Origin of the sequence: Micromonospora sp. NPDC049497 (genome assembly GCF_044465805.1) — a bacterium.
Classification (GTDB): Bacteria; Actinomycetota; Actinomycetes; order Mycobacteriales; family Micromonosporaceae; genus Micromonospora.
This window is the reverse complement of sequence record NZ_JBITMC010000019.1, coordinates 37,903-53,565: the sequence shown is the minus strand read 5'-3', so window position 1 is coordinate 53,565 and position 15,663 is coordinate 37,903. Positions and strand designations below refer to the sequence as shown.

The window sequence follows — 15,663 nt, the reverse complement described above, 5'->3', positions numbered from 1 at the left end:
GGGCCGCCCACAACCCCGCTCACCCGCCCCCGCCGCCGCCCGGTGTCGGCGCGGACTCCACCATCGCCGAGATGAGGGCGGCCACCGGCACCGTGGCGAATCCGACCCGCGCGTCGCTGGCCCCGTACGGCAGCCAGAGCTCGCCGGCGTGGACGAGACCCCCACACGAGTAGACGACGTTGGGGACGTACCCGTCCCGGTCATCCGTGTCGGGTGCCAGGAGCGTGCCGGGGAGCCGCGCGACGACCCGTTCCGGTTGACGCAGGTCGAGCAGTAGCGCGCCGATGGCGTACCGGCGCATCGGACCCACCCCGTGGGTGAGTACGAGCCAGCCGGCGTCGGTTTCGATGGGGGATCCGCAGTTGCCCACCTGGATCAGTTCCCAGCTGTCGCCAGGGGCGTGCAGCGGCACCGGCTCCTGCCACCGGTTCTCGCCGTCCAGGCAGGTCAGGCCGATGGTCTCGCCGTCGGCGCGGCACAGTGCGAGGTGCCGGCCGCCGACGGTACGGGGGAACAGCGCGACGCCCTTGTTGCGGGCGCCCGGGCCGCGCATCGGGGTGATCTCGAAGCGGCGCAGATCGGTGCTGGCCAACGAGCGGGGGGCGATGCTCCGTCCGTCGTAGGCGGTGTAGGTGGCGCGGTACACCGGTCCGGACTCGTCGGTGAACCTGACGAATCGGGCGTCCTCCATGCCGTTGCTCTCCGCCGGGGTGGCCGGCCAGAGCACCCTCTGGTGCAGCTCCGTGCCGGCGGGGAAGGTCGTGGCGTAGCTGGCGGCGTTGGTGCGGCGCAGGTGTTCCAGGGTGCTCGGACCGGTGCTGCGGCTCAGCAGGTCCGGTGGCAGGTTGCCGAGTACGCGATCGAAGGTGGCCTCGTCGTACCGGTCGGGCAGGGCGTCCAGCACGGACGCGGTGACCTCGTTGTCGCAGTCCTCCTCGGCCAGGCCGGCGGCGAGCAGGTCCCGGCGGTGCCGTACGCCCACCCGCTGCCCGACGACCAGCGGGCCCGACCGGTCCGCGACGATGAGCCGGCGTCCAGGTCCGAGGACGGCGGTGGCGAACCCGATGGACGACAGGTGACCCTCACCGATCTGACGCAGGCTGACGGCGACGCGCACCTGTCCGGCGTCCAGACCGCCCTGGTCCGGGTGGATCACCATCGACGGGTTGCACAGCGCGGCGGCCTCGACCGCGTACTCGTGACTGAAGTAGGCGCCGACCAGGAGTCGGGTGGTGGGGGAAAGGTCCTGGGACCGGGCGATGCGGTGCCGGACGAGGTCGTAGTGGTGGTGGAACGTGCCGTCCAGGTCGCGGTGCCGACTGCCGAAGCGGTCGAAGGTGTCCCGCAGCAGCCGGCCGGTCTCCTCGTCGCCGAGGCGCGCGACGCGGTCGATGATCGCCGCCGCGCGGGTGCGTACCAGAGCGGCGTCCTCACCCGGGACGAAGAGCTTGACGACGACCCGGCGTGGATCCGGGGCGAGGGTGGTGCCGTGCCGGACGGCCAGGGTGCCGGTCACGACCACCGCCGGGCGTGCTGCAGGGTGGCGATGAGGGCGAGGGTGGATTCGGCGCCCTGGTTGAGGTTGGGTCCGCGCGGGGTCAACCCGTCGTAGCCGCCACCGGTCGCCGGATCCCACATCGGCGTGCCGACGTCGTTGTCGCCGAGGAACCACCCGACCGCCTGCCGTATCCCGGTCTCCCAACCGGGGTCGCCGGTGACCGTGGCGGCGGTGGCGCAGGCGTCGGCGAAGGCGGCGGCCTCGATCGGTTGCTGGTCGTGGCGGAGCCGCGCCTCGCCGCGTCGCCAGCCACCGGCGGGTACGACCGACAGGTGCCCATCGCGGAGTTGGACGTCGCGCAGCCAGGCCAGCATCCGCAGTCCGTTGTCGAGGGGCGGGCCGTCGTGGCGCAGTTGACTGGCAAGGATGACGACCTCCGCAAGGGCCGCCGAGGCGTAGGTCAGCCGCGGCCAGGGCCAGGGCCACCGTGGATCGGCTCCGGGGCCGCCGATCGTCGTGGCGGCGTCCGTCAGCAGTGCGGCCGCGGCGGCGTGGGCCGGGTGTCGGCGCAGCACCTCGGCGGCACCGAGCCCGGCGAAGGCCATCGCGTGCGGGGCCGGGGAGCGCCGCGTGGCGGCTCTGCTGAAGGCGACCAGCGCCTCCTCCCGAACCCAGGCGGCGGGACTGCGGGCAGCTGCGGTACCCAGCCCCCACAGCGCCCGGCCCCACCAGTCGCCGAGGCCGGGCTCGTCGGTCCAGCGCCGATCGTGGCCGAGCCGGTTGTGGAAGGCCCCGGCGGCGTCCTGCGCGTGGGTCAGGAAGGCCAGGTAGCGCTCGGCGAGCCGGAGTACCTCCTCCGTCGGCTCGGGTTGGCGGCTGGTGACGACCAGGCCGCGCGCGACGTCGTCGGTGCAGTAGCCGTGCTCGCGACGGACGATGGCGTGCCGGGCGTGCTCGAACAGCCCGGTGTCGTCACTCAACCGGCTCAGGTGCGCGAAGCTCGGTCCGGGCGTGGTCGGCTGGGGACCGCTGCCCGGTGCGGCGGGACGGCCGAGGGCCGCGGTCACGCCGACGCCGCGCTGACCACCGTCGGGCGGGCGGCGGTGAGCCGCTCGGCGAGAGCGCCGTAGCGGGCCGCCACCGCCGGCCAGCGCAGGTCCGCGGTGAGCGGCCGGATGCGGCCGGCCAGCCGGGCGGACAGGCCCGGTTCGGTCAGGATCCGCCGGATCGCGGCTGCCAGCGCTGCAGGATTCTGATGGCGTACGACCAGACCGGGGCCGCCGGTGAGCAGCTCGACGGCGTGCGGGAACGCTGTGGCCACGACCGGTACCCCGGCGGCCACCGCCTCGATGAGCACGCCGGAGGTGACCTGTTCGCGGGAGTCGTAGGGCAGGACGACGACGTCGGCGGAGCGGATCAACCGGCCGAGGGTGGCCTCGTCGTGGTAGACGTCCTGGTAGTCCACGGCGTGTGCGATGCCCAACTGTGCGCCGAGCCGGTGCAGTCCCGCCCGGTACGCCTCCCCCTGGTGCTCGACCACCTTCGGATGGGTCCGGCCGGCGACGGTGTAGGTGGGGGTCGGGTCGAGGTCCTGCAACTGCGCGAGGGCCCGCAGCGACCACTCAAGGCCCTTGCCGGGACCGAGCAGTCCCCAGGTCAGCAGGTGCGGGCGGGTACGGCGGTCGGCGGGTACACCGACGTGCTCGGCGGCGCCGTGCGGGATGACCGTCACCTTGTCCGGGGACACCGTGTAGCCGACGAGCAGCCGGTCGCGGGCGGTGTCGGTCATCGTGACGACCGCCCCGGCGGCGGCGACGATCTGCTCCAGCAGGGATTTCTGCCGGGCGGAGGGCTGGCGGAGCACCGTGTGCAGGACGACGATGCTCGGCACGGTGAGCCGGCGCAGCAGCGGCAGGATGTCCACGCCGTCGGCGCCGGGGTAGATGCCGTACTCGTGCTGGACGACGGCGACGTCGAAGGTGTTGAGGACGGCAGCGGCGTCCCGCCAGCCGGCCGAGGTACGCGTCGACCAGGTGTGCACGACCCCGGGTCCGGCCCGCTGGTCGTCGCCGCGGTCGGTGACCCGCACGATGCCGCTGGGCGTGCCGTCGGCGGTCAGGTGGGCGGCGAGGGCGGAGTTGAAGGTGGCCAGTCCACACCGGGTCGGTGGGTGCGTGCTGAGGAATCCGTAGCTGGGCATGGGTGTCGGGCCTTCCGGTTGTCGGACGCCTCGGAGTGCGGGGGCGGCCTCACGCGGTGACGGCGCACGCCGGCCAGCGTGTGTGGCCGGCGGAACGAGTTCGAGGGCGGTCGCCGGGTTCAGCCGTGCGGTCGGCGGATGAGGTGGTCGTAGACGGCCAGATAGTCGGTGACCATCCGGTCCGCGCCGAAGCGCTGCCCGGCCCGGGCCCGGCAGCCGGTCCGGTCCAGCCCGGCAGCCCGGGTGACGGCGTCGACGGCCTGCTCGACGGTGTGCACGAGGAACCCCGTCACCCCTTCGTCGACAACCTCCGGCATGGACCCTCGCGCGTACGCGACGACCGGCGTGCCGCAGACCATCGACTCCACCACCGACAGTCCGAACGGCTCGTCGAAGGCGATCGGGTGCAGCAGCGCGGTGCTGGCGCCCAGCACCTCCGCGCGCCGCCGGGGGCCGACGGATCCGAGGAAGACGACCCGCTCGCCGTCGATGTGGGGGGCCACCTGCTCGGCGAAGTACCGCTCGTCCTGCACGATCCCGCAGATGGTCAGCGGCCGGCCGGCGCGGCGGGCGATCTCGATGGCGGTGTGGGTGCCCTTGTCGGGATGGATGCGACCGAAGGCGGCCAGTCCGGGGCCGGCGTCGCGGGTGAACGGCAGCCCGGCGAGGTCGACGCCGTGGTGCACCGTGGCGACGTAGTCGAGGTCCGGGCTCCGGTCGGCGTCGGAGATCGACACGTAGGACGAGCGGGCCCGGGCGTACGCAGGGACGATGCCCGCGCCGGAGAAGCCGTGGACGGTGGTGAGCAGCGGAGCACGGCAGTGCTCGGCGAAGGCGAGCGGCAGCCAGTCGAGGTGGCTGTGGACCAGGTCGAACTGCCCGGAGCGGGCCATCGCGTGGGACACGTGCATCGCCTCCCACACCCGGCCGTCCAGGTCCGGATCGTCGGCGTACCCCCGGGGGCACACGCCGTCGAGGGCCGCCGACGTGACGGAGTCGAGCGTCGCGAAGAGGGTCACGTCAACGCCGCGGGTGACCAGCCCCTCGGCGAGCAGACCGGTCACCTGCTCCCAGGGACCGTAGTGGTGGGGAGGTGTGCGCCAGGCGACCGGACCGAGCAGGGCAACCCTCACGGGGACGGCGCATCGGCGAGATCGGCCGGATCGAGACGCAGGGTGGCGAGCAGACCGGTGTGCTCCTGGGGGTTCACACGCTCCGGTAGTTCGCGCTCGACCCAGTCGGCCCTGGCCTGCTGGCCGCGCTCGCGAAGGACGTTGACGATCCGGTGCCGGGCGATCCTCATGAGGTGCTCCCTTGTGACGCCGTCCGGGACATTCCTGCTGACGGACGGCGGTGTGGACGCTCCGGCCGGATCCCGACCGGCCATTGCACTGCGTGGCGAACTGAACGTGCGGTGGCCGGCGGGTTCCGCGGCCGCACGTATTCGGAGATCAGCCACCAGGGCGAGCAGGCCGTCGCGATCGGATGGCGGGCGGTCAACGCCTCTGGCGAGCTGCTGGTGATCGCACCTGGCGGCCCCACTGCGGGACCCGGGCGACATGCCCACCGTACGCCTCACAAGGTGGATCTGCACCATCACCGGGCTCGGCAGCGGTCAGGCCCCGAATGTACCGGCCGCCCGGTCAGGCGCGAGGTGCGATCAACCGGTGAGCCAGAACGGCCCGCAGGTCGTCGATACCGGCTCCGGTCAGTGCCGACGCGGCCACGGCCTCCGGGTACGCACGCCGCAGGGCGTCGACCCACTCCGGCGGCGCCGTGTCGATCTTGTTGAGCACGAGCAGTTCCGGGACCTGCCCGGCCCCGATCTCGTGCAGCACGCCGTGCACGGTGGTGATCTGGTCCAGCGCGTCGGGAGCGGAGGCGTCCACCACGTGCAGAGCCAGGTCGCTGCGCGTGACCTCGTCGAGTGTCGACCGGAACGCGTCCACGAGCTGGTGGGGCAGATGGCGGACGAAGCCGACGGTGTCGGTGAGCGTGTAGGTGAGCTCGCCCGTGCTGATCCGCCGGACCGTCGGATCCAGGGTGGCGAACAGGACGTCCTGGACCTGCGCGTCCGCGCCGGTCAACCGGTTGAGAAGCGCGGACTTGCCGGCGTTGGTGTAGCCGGTGATCGCCACCGACGGTATCTGGTTGCGTGCCCGTCGGCTCCGGGTGCGCTCACGACGCCTGGCCAGCTCGGAGGCGTTGCGGCGCAGCCGGGTGGCCCGCTGCCGCAACGTACGCCGCTGGGTCTCCAGGCGCATCTCACCCGGGCCACGGACGCCCATACCCGCACCGCCGGCCATCCGGCCGCCACCCACCCGCGACATCGACCGGCCGTCGCCCCGCAGCCTCGGCAACTGGTACGCGATCTGCGCCAACTCCACCTGCACCCGGCCCTCGCTCGTGCGGGCGTGCTCGGCGAAGATGTCGAGGATCAACGCGGTGCGGTCCACCACGCGCACACCCACCCGCTGCTCCAGGTTGCGCACCTGACCGGGGCTGAGGTCGCCGTCGGCGATGACCAGGTCCGCGTGTGTCCGCTCGGCCAACGCGGCCAGTTCGTCGACCTTGCCGGAGCCGACGAAGGTCGCCGGGTCCGGCCGGGAGCGGCTCTGCACCACGGTGTCGGCGACGCGCAGACCATCGGTGTCGGCGAGGCGTCGCAGCTCGGTCAGGGACGTCTCGGTCCCGGGTCCACCGGCACCGTCGCCTTCCTCGCCACGTACCGCCACCAGCACCGCTGTCGGACGCTCACCGGGCGTGCCGACTCCCGTCCCCAACAGCCACGATCCCGCCATCGTCACCTCTCTCCGCCCCTGGTCACCTCCCCGTACCCCTACGACGACCAACCATGCCCGGTACGTGTCCCGAGGGCGGGCGCCCTAGTCGTGCAGCAGCCCGGCGTGCCCGGCGAGAGCTGCGGCCTCCGCCCGATTGGACACCCGCAGCTTGCGCAGCAGCGCGGCGGTCATCCGTTTCACGGTGCGGTCGGAGACGTGCATCTGGTCGGCGATCTCCAGGGTGCCGCGGCCGGCGGCGATCGACCGGAGCAGGGCGCGTTCGTCGGCGTCGAGGTCGACGGGTGCGACCCGGGCGGGACGCAGCAGGGCGCGCAGCAGCGGAGCCGGCAGGACCGCCCAGCCCTCGAGGACGGCCAGCAGCGGGGGCAGCAGTTCCTCCGGCTCGGCGCTCTTGGGCAGGAAGGCCTCGGCGCCGGCGCGCAGCGCCTCCAGTGCGGGTGCCGGATCCTCGTCGCCGGACATCGCCACGACCCGTACCCGGGGCGTGGTCCGCCGGATCGCCGCCACGGCGCGGATTCCGCCCGGCGCGGGCATGTGGAGGTCGACCAGGGCCAGGTCGGGTAGGCACCGGCTCATCAACGAGGCAGCCGCCGCCGCGTCGCCGGTGGAACCCACCACGCGGGCCCGTCCGTCGGTGGCTGCCGGCAGCAGCAGTTCGAGGCCGCGGGCGAAGAGCGGGTGGTCATCGACAACGGCCATCCGGATGGTGGGGGACGGGCGCATGCCTGTTCCCTTCCCGAGCGGGTACCGATCATGCCGTACACGTCAAACGGGAGGAGTCGGGCGTATGTGCGGAGGACACGGGTTCGAACGACTACTGCGAGCTTTCCGCCGAACCGACACCTCCGCCGCCGCGTCCGGCGGCACCATGATCCCCGGTGACTCCTCCGGCCTCCTGGTGCGGACGTTCTGCCACGAGTTCCGTACGCCGGTCAACACCCTGGCCGCCCTGACCCAGGCTCTCGCCGACGAGCGGAGGCCGCTGGGCAGCGACGAGCGCCGCGCCATCGCGGCGCTCGCCCGCGACCAGGCGGCCCACCTGCAGGGTCTGCTCGGTGCGGCGGCGGCCAACACCAGCTCCCTGACCCTGGTGGGGCACCAGGACGAGCGGAGGGTGCCCCTGGCGGCGGTCCTCTCCGCCGTCACGGTCGTCGTACCGCCGGACCGACGGCGGGTCCGGGTGACCCGGCGGGCCGCGGTGTGTCAGGTGTCGGAGCGCCGGACCCGGCAGGTGCTGGGAAACCTGGTCGAGAACGCGTTGCGGCACGGCCCGCCCGCGGGCCAGGTCGGCATCTACGCGGCGCGGCGCCGATCCGGGCTGAGCGTCACCGTCACCGACGAGGGCTGCGTGGTGGACGGCCTGGTGGAGGCGCTGCGTCGGCCGGCGCCGGCCGCCGGGATGTCCGGTCTCGGGCTGTGGATCGCTCGCCAACTGGTCGCCGTCGACGGCGGCCAGGTGTGCCTGCACCGGCTGCGGCCACAGGGGGTGGCGCTCGAGGTGCTGCTCCCCGGCGCCCCTACGGCGGGTTGACCCGGCGGGGCCGCCGATTGGCCCGGGCGGGTCACCGTAGCGGGAAGTTTCCTCGGCACCAGCCAACGGCACCGAGGAGGACCGATGTTCAGCCACATCAAGGACCTGCAGTTCGAGGCCAAGCCGGACGGCCCCGACGCGGCGTTCGCCCGCCGGCTCCAGGAGATCCTGGGCGGCAAGTGGGGCGAGATGACCGTCGCCAACCAGTACCTCTACCAGGGCTGGAACTGCCGGCTGCCCGGCAAGTACAAGGACCTGCTGCTCGACGTCGGCACCGAGGAGATGGGCCACGTCGAGATGATCTCCACGATGATCACGCGCCTGCTGGAGAACGCGCCGCTGTCGCTGCAGGAGGCCGCCGACGACAACCCGATGGTCGGCGCCATCTACGGGGGGTCGAATCCGGCGCACTTCATCCACGGCGGCGGCGGGGCGCTGCCCACCGACAGCAACGGCGTGCCGTGGAGCGCCGCGTTCATCACGGCCAGCGGCAACCTCATGGCCGACTTCCAACTCAACGTCACCGCCGAGGCCCAGGGCCGGCTCCAGGTGTCCCGCCTGTTCAACATGACCGACGACCCGGGCGTCAAGCAGATGCTCCGCTTCCTGCTCGCCCGCGACACGATGCACCAGAACATGTGGATGGCCGCCATCGAGCAACTCAAGGAGGACGGCCTGGAGGAAATGCCGGTGCCGGACGCCTTCCCCGACTCGAAGGAGTTCACCGAGCAGTTCAGCTACACGTACCTGGACTTCTCGCCCGGCCAGGACGCGGCGGAGGGCCGGTGGGCGTCCGGGCCGACCCCGGACGGCAAGGGCGAGTTCCGCTACGACCACAGCCCCCGCGCGCACGCTCCCGAGCCGGTCCTGCCGCCGGGCGACCCGCGCCTGTACGGCACCAACCCCGGCATGACGCAGGGCGTGGTCAACAAGGTCAAGAGCAAGATCACCTGATTCCACCGTGCCGGGCCGCCCCGGAGCGGTGGGCGGCCCGGCACCCGGCCCCACACGCAGGAGGTGCGCAGTGACCGAACTCGTGTTTCGTCCGCTGGCGGACGCGTTCATGCAGGTGGGCGTGTACGTCGCCGTCATGGTGGCGCTCTTCGGCGCGCTGCGCTGGCGGTACGGTGACCGGATCACCGACGGGCTGAGCCGGCGCCGTCGGCTCGGTCCGCTGGTCGGCGCGCTGCTCGGCGTCAGCCCTGGGTGCGGCGGCGCGATCGTCCTGATGCCGCTGTACGCCCGGGGCAAGGTCTCCTTCGGCACCGTGATCGCCGCTCTGGCCGCCACCATGGGCGACTCGTCCTGGGTGGTGCTCGCCTGGAACCCGGCCTTCGCCCTCAAGCTGCACGCCCTGCTGTTCGCCGTCGGCCTGGTCACCGGGTACGTCGTCGACGCCCTCGGCATCGATCCCGCCCGTGCCGTCCGACGGCCGAAGCTCGCCCCGGCCGGTGCGCCGGCCGGGCTCGCCGCCGCCGGCGGGCCCGACCTCACCGCTTCCCGGCGTCTGCTCGGCGGACTGGTGCCCCAGGTGCCCGCGTCGACCGCGTTCTGGGGCCTGACCACACCGGCCTTCGCCGTGTCCGTGCCGGTCGTGTTCCAGCTCGTCGACCCGGCCGTCCTGACCCGCGCTTTCGGCGGGGTGGATCCGTACCTGGCACTCGGCGTGCTGGGCACCCTGACCGCGATGCTGATCTTCGCCGCCGGCAAGGGCCGGCTCGCCGACGACACCCTGGAGACCGCGCACGCCCGCACGATCGGCGCCACCCTGCGGCACAGCGCCCACGAGGCCTCCTTCGTCACCGTCTGGGTCGCCGTGGCCTACCTCGGTTGGCAGGTGCTGACCACCACCACCGGTTTCGACGGCTCGCAGTTGGCCCTGACCGGCATCATCGGCGTGCTGGTCGGTGCCGGGATCGGCCTCATCCCCGGCTGCGCCGTCCAGATCGTCTTCACCGGCCTCTACGTGAGCGGCGGCCTGCCGCTGCCGACCCTCGTCGCCAACGCGGTCAGTCAGGACGGGGACGCGCTGATCCCGCTCGCCGCGCTGCGCCGGCAGTCGGCCGCACTGGCCACCGTCATCACCACGATCCCGGCGGCCGCCGTCGGCGCCGCCCTGCTCGTCCTCCTGTGACCCGGCGCAAAGGAGCCTGTGATGTCCTCCGTAGCCACGCCCGACCTCGTCCCACTGTCCCGTACCCGGCGGAAGCTGGCCGCCTTCGCCACACTGACGGTCGTCGCGTTCGCCGCCGGACTGCCCGGCTGGACGGTCGCCGCCCTGGCACTGACCAGCCTGGCGATTCCCCTCGCGGTAGCTCTGGCCGGAGGAGAGGCTCTCCTCCGCGAGCTGCTGCGCCCCAGGGTCGGCGACAGCGGAGCGACTCCGGAACCGGGCACGGCCGGCGCGCCGCGGTGGGCCGGCACCGCCGGCGGAACGACGGCGGGTGGTGGCGGCCGGTCCTGATCAGCGCCGGTCGAGTTCCGACTCCAGCCGCTGGATCAGCGTCTTGCGGGCCTTCCCCGCGCGTTCGGTCCGCAGTGCCGCCTTGAGCTGGCCCGTGTCGAGGCCGTGCACGAGTTTCGCCGCCTCGGCAACCGTCAGGTCCGACAGCCGCCCGACCGAGATGGCGTCCTTGCGGGCGCGTTTGGCCGGTCCGGTGTTGGCCACGAACTGCTTACCGGATCGGGACGCCTGGCGCTTCCTGGTGTCGGTCGCGCGCTTCTCCTTCTCGGAAAGCTCGTTCCAGGCACGCTTGGGCAGATAGCGACTCGTCTCGCCGTTCCGACGCGCCCGGGTGGCGCCCTCCCTGGTCTGCCACTCCTCGGCACCCCACCGCTGCAGCGACCTCTGCCGCTCGTCCTTCGGCCCCTCGTACCCTCCGCCGCGCTTCTCGTACTCCTTGGTGAGCAGCTGCGACTTGCGCGCCGACCACTGTCCCGACCTGCCGCCCTTGTCGGAGGCCTTGATCTCCTCTTTGATCTGCTCCCGGAGTTCCGGTTTCGTGTACCGCGCCATGACACGCCGTTACCCCACGCCGTGCGGCGTGAACGTCACGCGACGGACGGACACCGCACGCGGGGGACGGCACGTCAGGGCACCTGAAGCGAACCGTAAGCGGCATCCGGCAGAGTTCCGGTTGTCGAACAGAGACGGACGCAACCAGGAGGAACCCGCGATGCGCAGGATCATCAACTCGACCTACATCACCCTCGACGGCGTCATCGAGAACCCGGCGTGGACCATGCCGTACTTCGACGACGAGGCCGCCGCCTTCGCCGGTACGCAGACCGACGCGGCCGACGCGCTGCTCCTGGGCCGGAAGACCTACGAGGGCTTCGCCAGCGCCTGGCCCACCAGGGACGAGAGCGACCCGAGCACTGGCGCCGCCTACTTCAACAACGTCAAGAAGTGGGTCGCCTCCACGACGCTCACGAACCCGGAGTGGAAGAACAGCGAGGTGCTCCAGGGCGACGTGATCGAGGCCGTCACGAAGCTCAAGGCCGCCGAGGGCAGGGACATCCTGATGTACGGCTACGGCGTCCTCACCGACACGCTCGTGAAGGCCGGCCTGGTGGACGAGGTGCGGTTCTGGATCCACCCGGTGTTCGTGGGCGGGCCGTCGGTGTCGGCGCCGCTGGCCGACGCGCGGACCACGCTCACGTTGGCCGACACGAAGGTCATGAAGAGCGGCGTGATCATCGCGACCTACACGCCGGCTGCCGCCGGGTAGGCGGACGCCGGTCGGACGAGGGCCCGGGCCTCGCCCGGGCCCAGGTCGTGTCCCACCCGGTAGGCGGCGGCGAACCCGTCCGGGCCGAGCGCCGCGACCAGCCGTGTCGTCGTACGGTCGAGTTCGTCCTGCTCCGCGGGCGCGGCCGGCACCTCGGACCCGACCCGGGCGGCGTGCGCGGCACCGAGGATCCGCGCCGCCACCTCCGGTGTCGGTGCCGCCGACGCCAGCCCTTCGAGGGCGCCGCACGCGTCGCGCGGCGCGTCGATCGCGACGGCCACGTCGAAGGCACGGGCGTGCAGCGCCAGCGCCCGGTCGCGGTCCCCCTTCTCCGCCACCGCGTACGCCAGCTCGCCCAGCACCATGGGCAGGAACAGGGCGTCCTCGCCACCCTGCTCGACCAGGCGCTCCAGGTGGGTGGTGGCGACGTCGAGCTTCCCGTCCCGGCGGGCGGCGATGCCGAGGTTCAGCTCGGCGAAGACCCGCGCGGCCGGTGCGTCCTGCTCGACCGCCAGCCGGTACGCGCGTTCGGCCAGCTCCCGCGCGTGGCCGTGATCCCGGTTCTGTACGGCGAGCCAGGCCAGCCAGGACAGCTTGGTGCCGACCTGCGGCCACAGCGCCAGCTCCTCGGCCCAGCGCAGGCCCTCGCGGTGCAGGGCGACGGCCCGCTCGTGGTCGCCGGTCAGCTCGGCCAGGCCACCCAGCCAGTCGGTCGCCTGGAACCGCCCCCAGTCGTCGCCCAGCTCCGCGAACAGCGCGGCGGCGCGGGTGGCGGCGCGTTCCAGCCCGGCGATGTCAGTGGCGGCATGGGCCAGCATCGCCCGGGTCACGCACACGGCCGCCTCGACCCACGGGTCGTCGCCGGCTGCCCGGGCCCGGTCGAGCAGCTCGGCGGAGCGGGCACGGTCGTTGTTGTCGAGCAGCGCCGCGGCCACGAACCAGGTGGCCCGGCCGTCGGTGTGGCCGGCGAGGGCGGCGCCGATGTCGCCGTCCGGGACGGCCTCGCCCTGGAGGAGTGCGAACCCCGCCCGCCACACCGCCGCCTCGGCGCGCGCGCCGGCGTCACCGTCGAGGGTCAGGGCGCGGCGCGCCTCGGTGAGCCGCCCGCGCAGGAACCAGTACCAGGTCAGAGCGTTGGCCAGGCGCAGGCCGCCGCCGTACGCGAGGGCGGCGCGCAGGTTCGGCGTCTCGGCGTCCAGGCGGGCGAGCCACTCACGCTGGCCGGGACCGCGCAGCAGCGGGTCGGCGCGCTCGGCCCACTCCGTCCAGTACGCCGCGTGCCGTTGCCGGACCGGGTCGGCCGGGTCGAGGCGTTCCAGGGCGTACGCGGCGACCGACTCCAGCAGCCGGTAGCGCGGCACCACGCCGGAGGTGTCCAGCACCACCAGCGACCGGTCGACCAGGGCGGTCAGGATGTCGAGGTCGGCGCCGCAGACCGCCTCGGCGGCCTCGGCCGGGCAGCCGTCGGGGTGCACGGCGAGGCGGGACAGCACGACCCGCTCGTCGTCACCCAGCAGGTCCCAGCTCCAACCGATGACGGCGGTCAGGGTGCGCTGGCGGGCCGGCACGTCCCGCTGCGTCGTGCCGAGCAGGCGGAACCGGTCGTCGAGGCGCTCGACGACGCCGTCCAGGCCCAGGGCGCGTACCCGCTTCGCGGCCAGCTCCAGCGCGAGCGGCAGGCCGTCCAGCCGCCGGCAGAGCTGCGCGACGGCCGGCGCCGTCCGTTCGTCCAGCTGGAAGCCGCGCTGCTGCGCGGCGGCCCGGGCCGTGAACAGCCGGGCCGCGGCCGACCGCCGGACCGCGTCGAGGTCCGGGCTGTCACCGGGTACGGGCAGCGGCCGCACCTCCCACAGCAGCTCCCCGGCGAGGCCGAGCGGTTCCCGGCTGGTCGCCAGCACGGTCACCTCCGGCGCCTCCCGCAGCAGCCGGGCGACCAGGGCGGCAGCCGGTTCGACGACGTGCTCGCAGTTGTCCAGCACCAGCAGCGTCCGCCGGTGTCGCAGCGCCGCCACCAGGTGATCGTCGGCGGTGACGCTGGCGCCCGCGACCTCGCGGACGTCGAGCGCGGCCAGCACCAGGTCCGCGACGGCGGTCTCGCCGGGGCGCAGCGCGGTCAGCTCGACCAGGTGCACGCCGTCGGGGAACGCCTGTTCCCGGGCGACCTCGGTGGCCAGCCGGGTCTTGCCGACGCCGCCCGGCCCGACCAGCGTGACGAGCCGCCGTCGCGGCACGAGGGCGCGCAGCTCGGTGAGCGCCTCGGCGCGGCCGACCAGCTCGTCGAGCCGGGCGGGCATGCTGTTGCGGATCCGCGCCGCGGCCGGCGGCGGGCTCAACGCCGTGTCCTGCTCCAGGATCCGCCGGTGCAGCGCGACCAGGTCCGGACCGGGGTCGAGGCCCAGCTCCTCGGCGAGGCGCCGCCGCAGGTCGGCGTAGCTGTCCAGGGCCTCGGACTGGCGGCCGGTCGCGTACAGGGCCCGCATCTGGAGTGCCCGCAGGCCCTCGCGCAGCGGATGCCGGTCGACCAGCTCGGCCAGGTCGGCGGCGACCAGGGCGTGCTCACCCCGGGCCAGCCGGGCCGCGGCCAGCTTCTCGACGACCAGCAACCGGGCCTCGTCGAGCCGGACGACCTCCGCGCGGACCCACTCCTCGTCCGCGACGTCCGCGTACGGGTCGCCCCGCCACAGCCCCAGCGCCTCGGTGAGGCTGTCCACGTCGTCCTCGGCGGCCAGCCGGACGAACCGCTCGGCGTCCACCTCGTCGGTCCGCAGCACGTACCCGGGTGCCCGCGACTCGATCAGTTTCCGGGCGCCGGGTTCGACGTCGTCGAGGGCCTTGCGCAGCTGGGACACGCGGACCTGCAACGCGCCGGCGGCGTTCGCCGGTGGTGCGTCACCCCACAGGTCGTCGATCAGCCGGCCGGTCGAGACGACCCGGTTGCGGTGCACGAGCAGGTCGGCCAGCAGCGCCCGGACCTTGACCCCGGGCACCGTCACCGGTACGCCCGCGTCGGTGACGACGGCGAGCGGTCCGAGGACGCCGAAACGCATGCCGGCCACCCTACCTGCGGTAAGCGGGTCGTAAGCGGCCCGGCGCAGGGTGGCGTCATGGCATACGCACCGGTGAACGACCTGACCGTCTACTACGAGTCGCACGGCGCCGGGTCGGGCCGGCCGCTCGTGCTCCTGCACGGCGCCCTCTCCGGCATCGGCACCTCGTTCGGCACGATCCTGCCGCTGCTGGCGAGGAACCGTCGGGTGATCGCGGTCGAGTTCCAGGCCCACGGGCGCACACCGGACGCGGACCGGCCGCTGACGGTGGACGGCTTCGCCGCCGACGTCGTCGCCCTCCTCGACCACCTGGGTGTCGCCGTCGCCGACGTGTACGGCTGGAGCATGGGCGCGGCGGTGGGCCTGCGGCTCGGCACCGACCACGCGCACCGCGTCGGCCGTCTGGTGCTGGCCTCGGTCAGCTTCGACGGGTCCGGGATACACCCCGGTGTGCTGGACGGGATCCAGCACCTGCGACCGGAGCACCTGCACGGCTCCGAGTTCCACGAGGAGTACGTGCGCACCGCCCCCGACCCGGCGGCGTGGCCCACCCTCGTACGCAAGGTCAAGGAGCTGGACGCGGACCCGCCGCGCTGGTCACGGTCGGCGATCCGGGCGATGACCGCGCCGACGCTACTCGTCCTGGCCGACTCGGACATCGTCCGGCCGGAACACGCGGTCGAGATGTTCCGCCTGCTGGGCGGCGGGGTGGTCGGCGACCTGACCGGCCTGCCGGCCTCCCGGCTGGCCGTCCTGCCGGGCACCACCCACGTGAGCGTGCCGCAGCGCGCGGAGTTGCTGGCCCCGATGATCGACGAGTTCCTCGACGCGTAGCAGGTTCCGGACAGGGAG

The 15,663-nt window shown here is 73.4% G+C and carries 15 protein-coding genes; 6 read left to right on the top strand and 9 right to left on the bottom strand.

What is annotated here, in order from left to right:
- Window positions 1-19: 19 nt before the first annotated feature.
- The 7 genes from ACIBR0_RS23245 to ACIBR0_RS23215 all read right to left on the bottom strand — a co-directional run bounded on the left by ACIBR0_RS23245 (window position 20) and on the right by ACIBR0_RS23215 (window position 7,201).
- Complete coding sequence (locus ACIBR0_RS23245; RefSeq protein WP_396718949.1) at window positions 20-1,516, bottom strand: glycoside hydrolase family 130 protein; 1,497 nt, start codon at window positions 1,514-1,516, stop codon at window positions 20-22.
- The gene (locus tag ACIBR0_RS23240; protein ID WP_396718947.1) at window positions 1,513-2,565 is read right to left on the bottom strand and encodes a glycosyltransferase; all 1,053 of its coding nucleotides are present in this window, start codon (window positions 2,563-2,565) and stop codon (window positions 1,513-1,515) included. Before ACIBR0_RS23240 ends, ACIBR0_RS23245 begins: the two co-directional genes overlap by 4 nt.
- Entirely contained in the window at window positions 2,562-3,698 is a 1,137-nt protein-coding gene (locus tag ACIBR0_RS23235; protein WP_396718945.1) for a glycosyltransferase, read from the bottom strand. The genes ACIBR0_RS23240 and ACIBR0_RS23235 overlap by 4 nt, the downstream gene beginning before the upstream one ends.
- Window positions 3,699-3,817: 119 nt before the next feature.
- Complete coding sequence (locus tag ACIBR0_RS23230; protein ID WP_396718943.1) at window positions 3,818-4,831, bottom strand: glycosyltransferase family 4 protein; 1,014 nt, start codon at window positions 4,829-4,831, stop codon at window positions 3,818-3,820.
- Window positions 4,828-5,001, bottom strand: coding sequence for a hypothetical protein (locus ACIBR0_RS23225; RefSeq protein ID WP_357036745.1), 174 nt, complete (start codon window positions 4,999-5,001; stop codon window positions 4,828-4,830). The genes ACIBR0_RS23230 and ACIBR0_RS23225 overlap by 4 nt, the downstream gene beginning before the upstream one ends.
- 340 nt (window positions 5,002-5,341) lie before the next feature.
- Window positions 5,342-6,499, bottom strand: a complete 1,158-nt coding sequence (gene hflX / locus ACIBR0_RS23220; protein ID WP_396718941.1) for a GTPase HflX — start codon at window positions 6,497-6,499, stop codon at window positions 5,342-5,344.
- Between the two features lie 84 nt (window positions 6,500-6,583).
- Window positions 6,584-7,201 (bottom strand): response regulator, encoded by a 618-nt coding sequence (locus ACIBR0_RS23215; RefSeq protein ID WP_396718939.1) that lies wholly within the window; start codon window positions 7,199-7,201, stop codon window positions 6,584-6,586.
- 88 nt (window positions 7,202-7,289) lie between these two features.
- On the opposite strand from ACIBR0_RS23215, the gene ACIBR0_RS23210 reads away from it, so the two are divergent.
- The 4 genes from ACIBR0_RS23210 to ACIBR0_RS23195 all read left to right on the top strand — a co-directional run bounded on the left by ACIBR0_RS23210 (window position 7,290) and on the right by ACIBR0_RS23195 (window position 10,497).
- Entirely contained in the window at window positions 7,290-8,033 is a 744-nt protein-coding gene (locus ACIBR0_RS23210) for a sensor histidine kinase (RefSeq protein WP_396718937.1), read from the top strand.
- Between the two features lie 84 nt (window positions 8,034-8,117).
- Window positions 8,118-8,987 carry a manganese catalase family protein gene (locus tag ACIBR0_RS23205; protein WP_396718935.1) on the top strand — a complete coding sequence of 290 codons (870 nt, stop codon included), beginning with the start codon at window positions 8,118-8,120 and terminating at the stop codon, window positions 8,985-8,987.
- A gap of 70 nt (window positions 8,988-9,057) precedes the next feature.
- The gene (locus tag ACIBR0_RS23200; RefSeq protein ID WP_396718933.1) at window positions 9,058-10,167 is read left to right on the top strand and encodes a putative manganese transporter; all 1,110 of its coding nucleotides are present in this window, start codon (window positions 9,058-9,060) and stop codon (window positions 10,165-10,167) included.
- Between the two features lie 21 nt (window positions 10,168-10,188).
- Window positions 10,189-10,497 (top strand): hypothetical protein, encoded by a 309-nt coding sequence (locus ACIBR0_RS23195; RefSeq protein WP_396718931.1) that lies wholly within the window; start codon window positions 10,189-10,191, stop codon window positions 10,495-10,497.
- Here ACIBR0_RS23195 and ACIBR0_RS23190 read toward each other — a convergent pair whose 3' ends face one another.
- Window positions 10,498-11,049: a DUF5872 domain-containing protein gene (locus ACIBR0_RS23190; RefSeq protein WP_396718929.1), complete on the bottom strand. Its 552-nt coding sequence runs from the start codon at window positions 11,047-11,049 to the stop codon at window positions 10,498-10,500. It lies immediately after the preceding gene.
- Window positions 11,050-11,209: 160 nt separating this feature from the next.
- Here ACIBR0_RS23190 and ACIBR0_RS23185 point away from each other — a divergent pair, with 160 nt between their 5' ends.
- Window positions 11,210-11,764 (top strand): dihydrofolate reductase family protein, encoded by a 555-nt coding sequence (locus tag ACIBR0_RS23185; protein ID WP_396718927.1) that lies wholly within the window; start codon window positions 11,210-11,212, stop codon window positions 11,762-11,764.
- Here ACIBR0_RS23185 and ACIBR0_RS23180 read toward each other — a convergent pair.
- Window positions 11,740-14,811, bottom strand: a complete 3,072-nt coding sequence (locus ACIBR0_RS23180; RefSeq protein WP_396718925.1) for a BTAD domain-containing putative transcriptional regulator — start codon at window positions 14,809-14,811, stop codon at window positions 11,740-11,742. The genes ACIBR0_RS23185 and ACIBR0_RS23180 overlap by 25 nt on opposite strands.
- 57 nt (window positions 14,812-14,868) lie before the next feature.
- Here ACIBR0_RS23180 and ACIBR0_RS23175 point away from each other — a divergent pair, with 57 nt between their 5' ends.
- Window positions 14,869-15,645, top strand: a complete 777-nt coding sequence (locus ACIBR0_RS23175; protein WP_396718923.1) for an alpha/beta fold hydrolase — start codon at window positions 14,869-14,871, stop codon at window positions 15,643-15,645.
- Window positions 15,646-15,663: the final 18 nt, after the last annotated feature.

What these genes read in the sequence shown, in the direction of transcription:
- ACIBR0_RS23235 (WP_396718945.1), bottom strand. Translation starts at nt 3,698, where the DNA reads ATGCCCAGCTACGGATTCCTCAGCACGCACCCACCGACCCGGTGTGGA.
- ACIBR0_RS23175 (WP_396718923.1), top strand. Translation starts at nt 14,869, where the DNA reads ATGGCATACGCACCGGTGAACGACCTGACCGTCTACTACGAGTCGCAC.
- ACIBR0_RS23225 (WP_357036745.1), bottom strand. Translation starts at nt 5,001, where the DNA reads ATGAGGATCGCCCGGCACCGGATCGTCAACGTCCTTCGCGAGCGCGGC.
- hflX (WP_396718941.1), bottom strand. Translation starts at nt 6,499, where the DNA reads ATGGCGGGATCGTGGCTGTTGGGGACGGGAGTCGGCACGCCCGGTGAG.
- ACIBR0_RS23210 (WP_396718937.1), top strand. Translation starts at nt 7,290, where the DNA reads ATGTGCGGAGGACACGGGTTCGAACGACTACTGCGAGCTTTCCGCCGA.
- ACIBR0_RS23195 (WP_396718931.1), top strand. Translation starts at nt 10,189, where the DNA reads ATGTCCTCCGTAGCCACGCCCGACCTCGTCCCACTGTCCCGTACCCGG.
- ACIBR0_RS23190 (WP_396718929.1), bottom strand. Translation starts at nt 11,049, where the DNA reads ATGGCGCGGTACACGAAACCGGAACTCCGGGAGCAGATCAAAGAGGAG.
- ACIBR0_RS23185 (WP_396718927.1), top strand. Translation starts at nt 11,210, where the DNA reads ATGCGCAGGATCATCAACTCGACCTACATCACCCTCGACGGCGTCATC.
- ACIBR0_RS23215 (WP_396718939.1), bottom strand. Translation starts at nt 7,201, where the DNA reads ATGGCCGTTGTCGATGACCACCCGCTCTTCGCCCGCGGCCTCGAACTG.
- ACIBR0_RS23205 (WP_396718935.1), top strand. Translation starts at nt 8,118, where the DNA reads ATGTTCAGCCACATCAAGGACCTGCAGTTCGAGGCCAAGCCGGACGGC.
- ACIBR0_RS23180 (WP_396718925.1), bottom strand. Translation starts at nt 14,811, where the DNA reads ATGCGTTTCGGCGTCCTCGGACCGCTCGCCGTCGTCACCGACGCGGGC.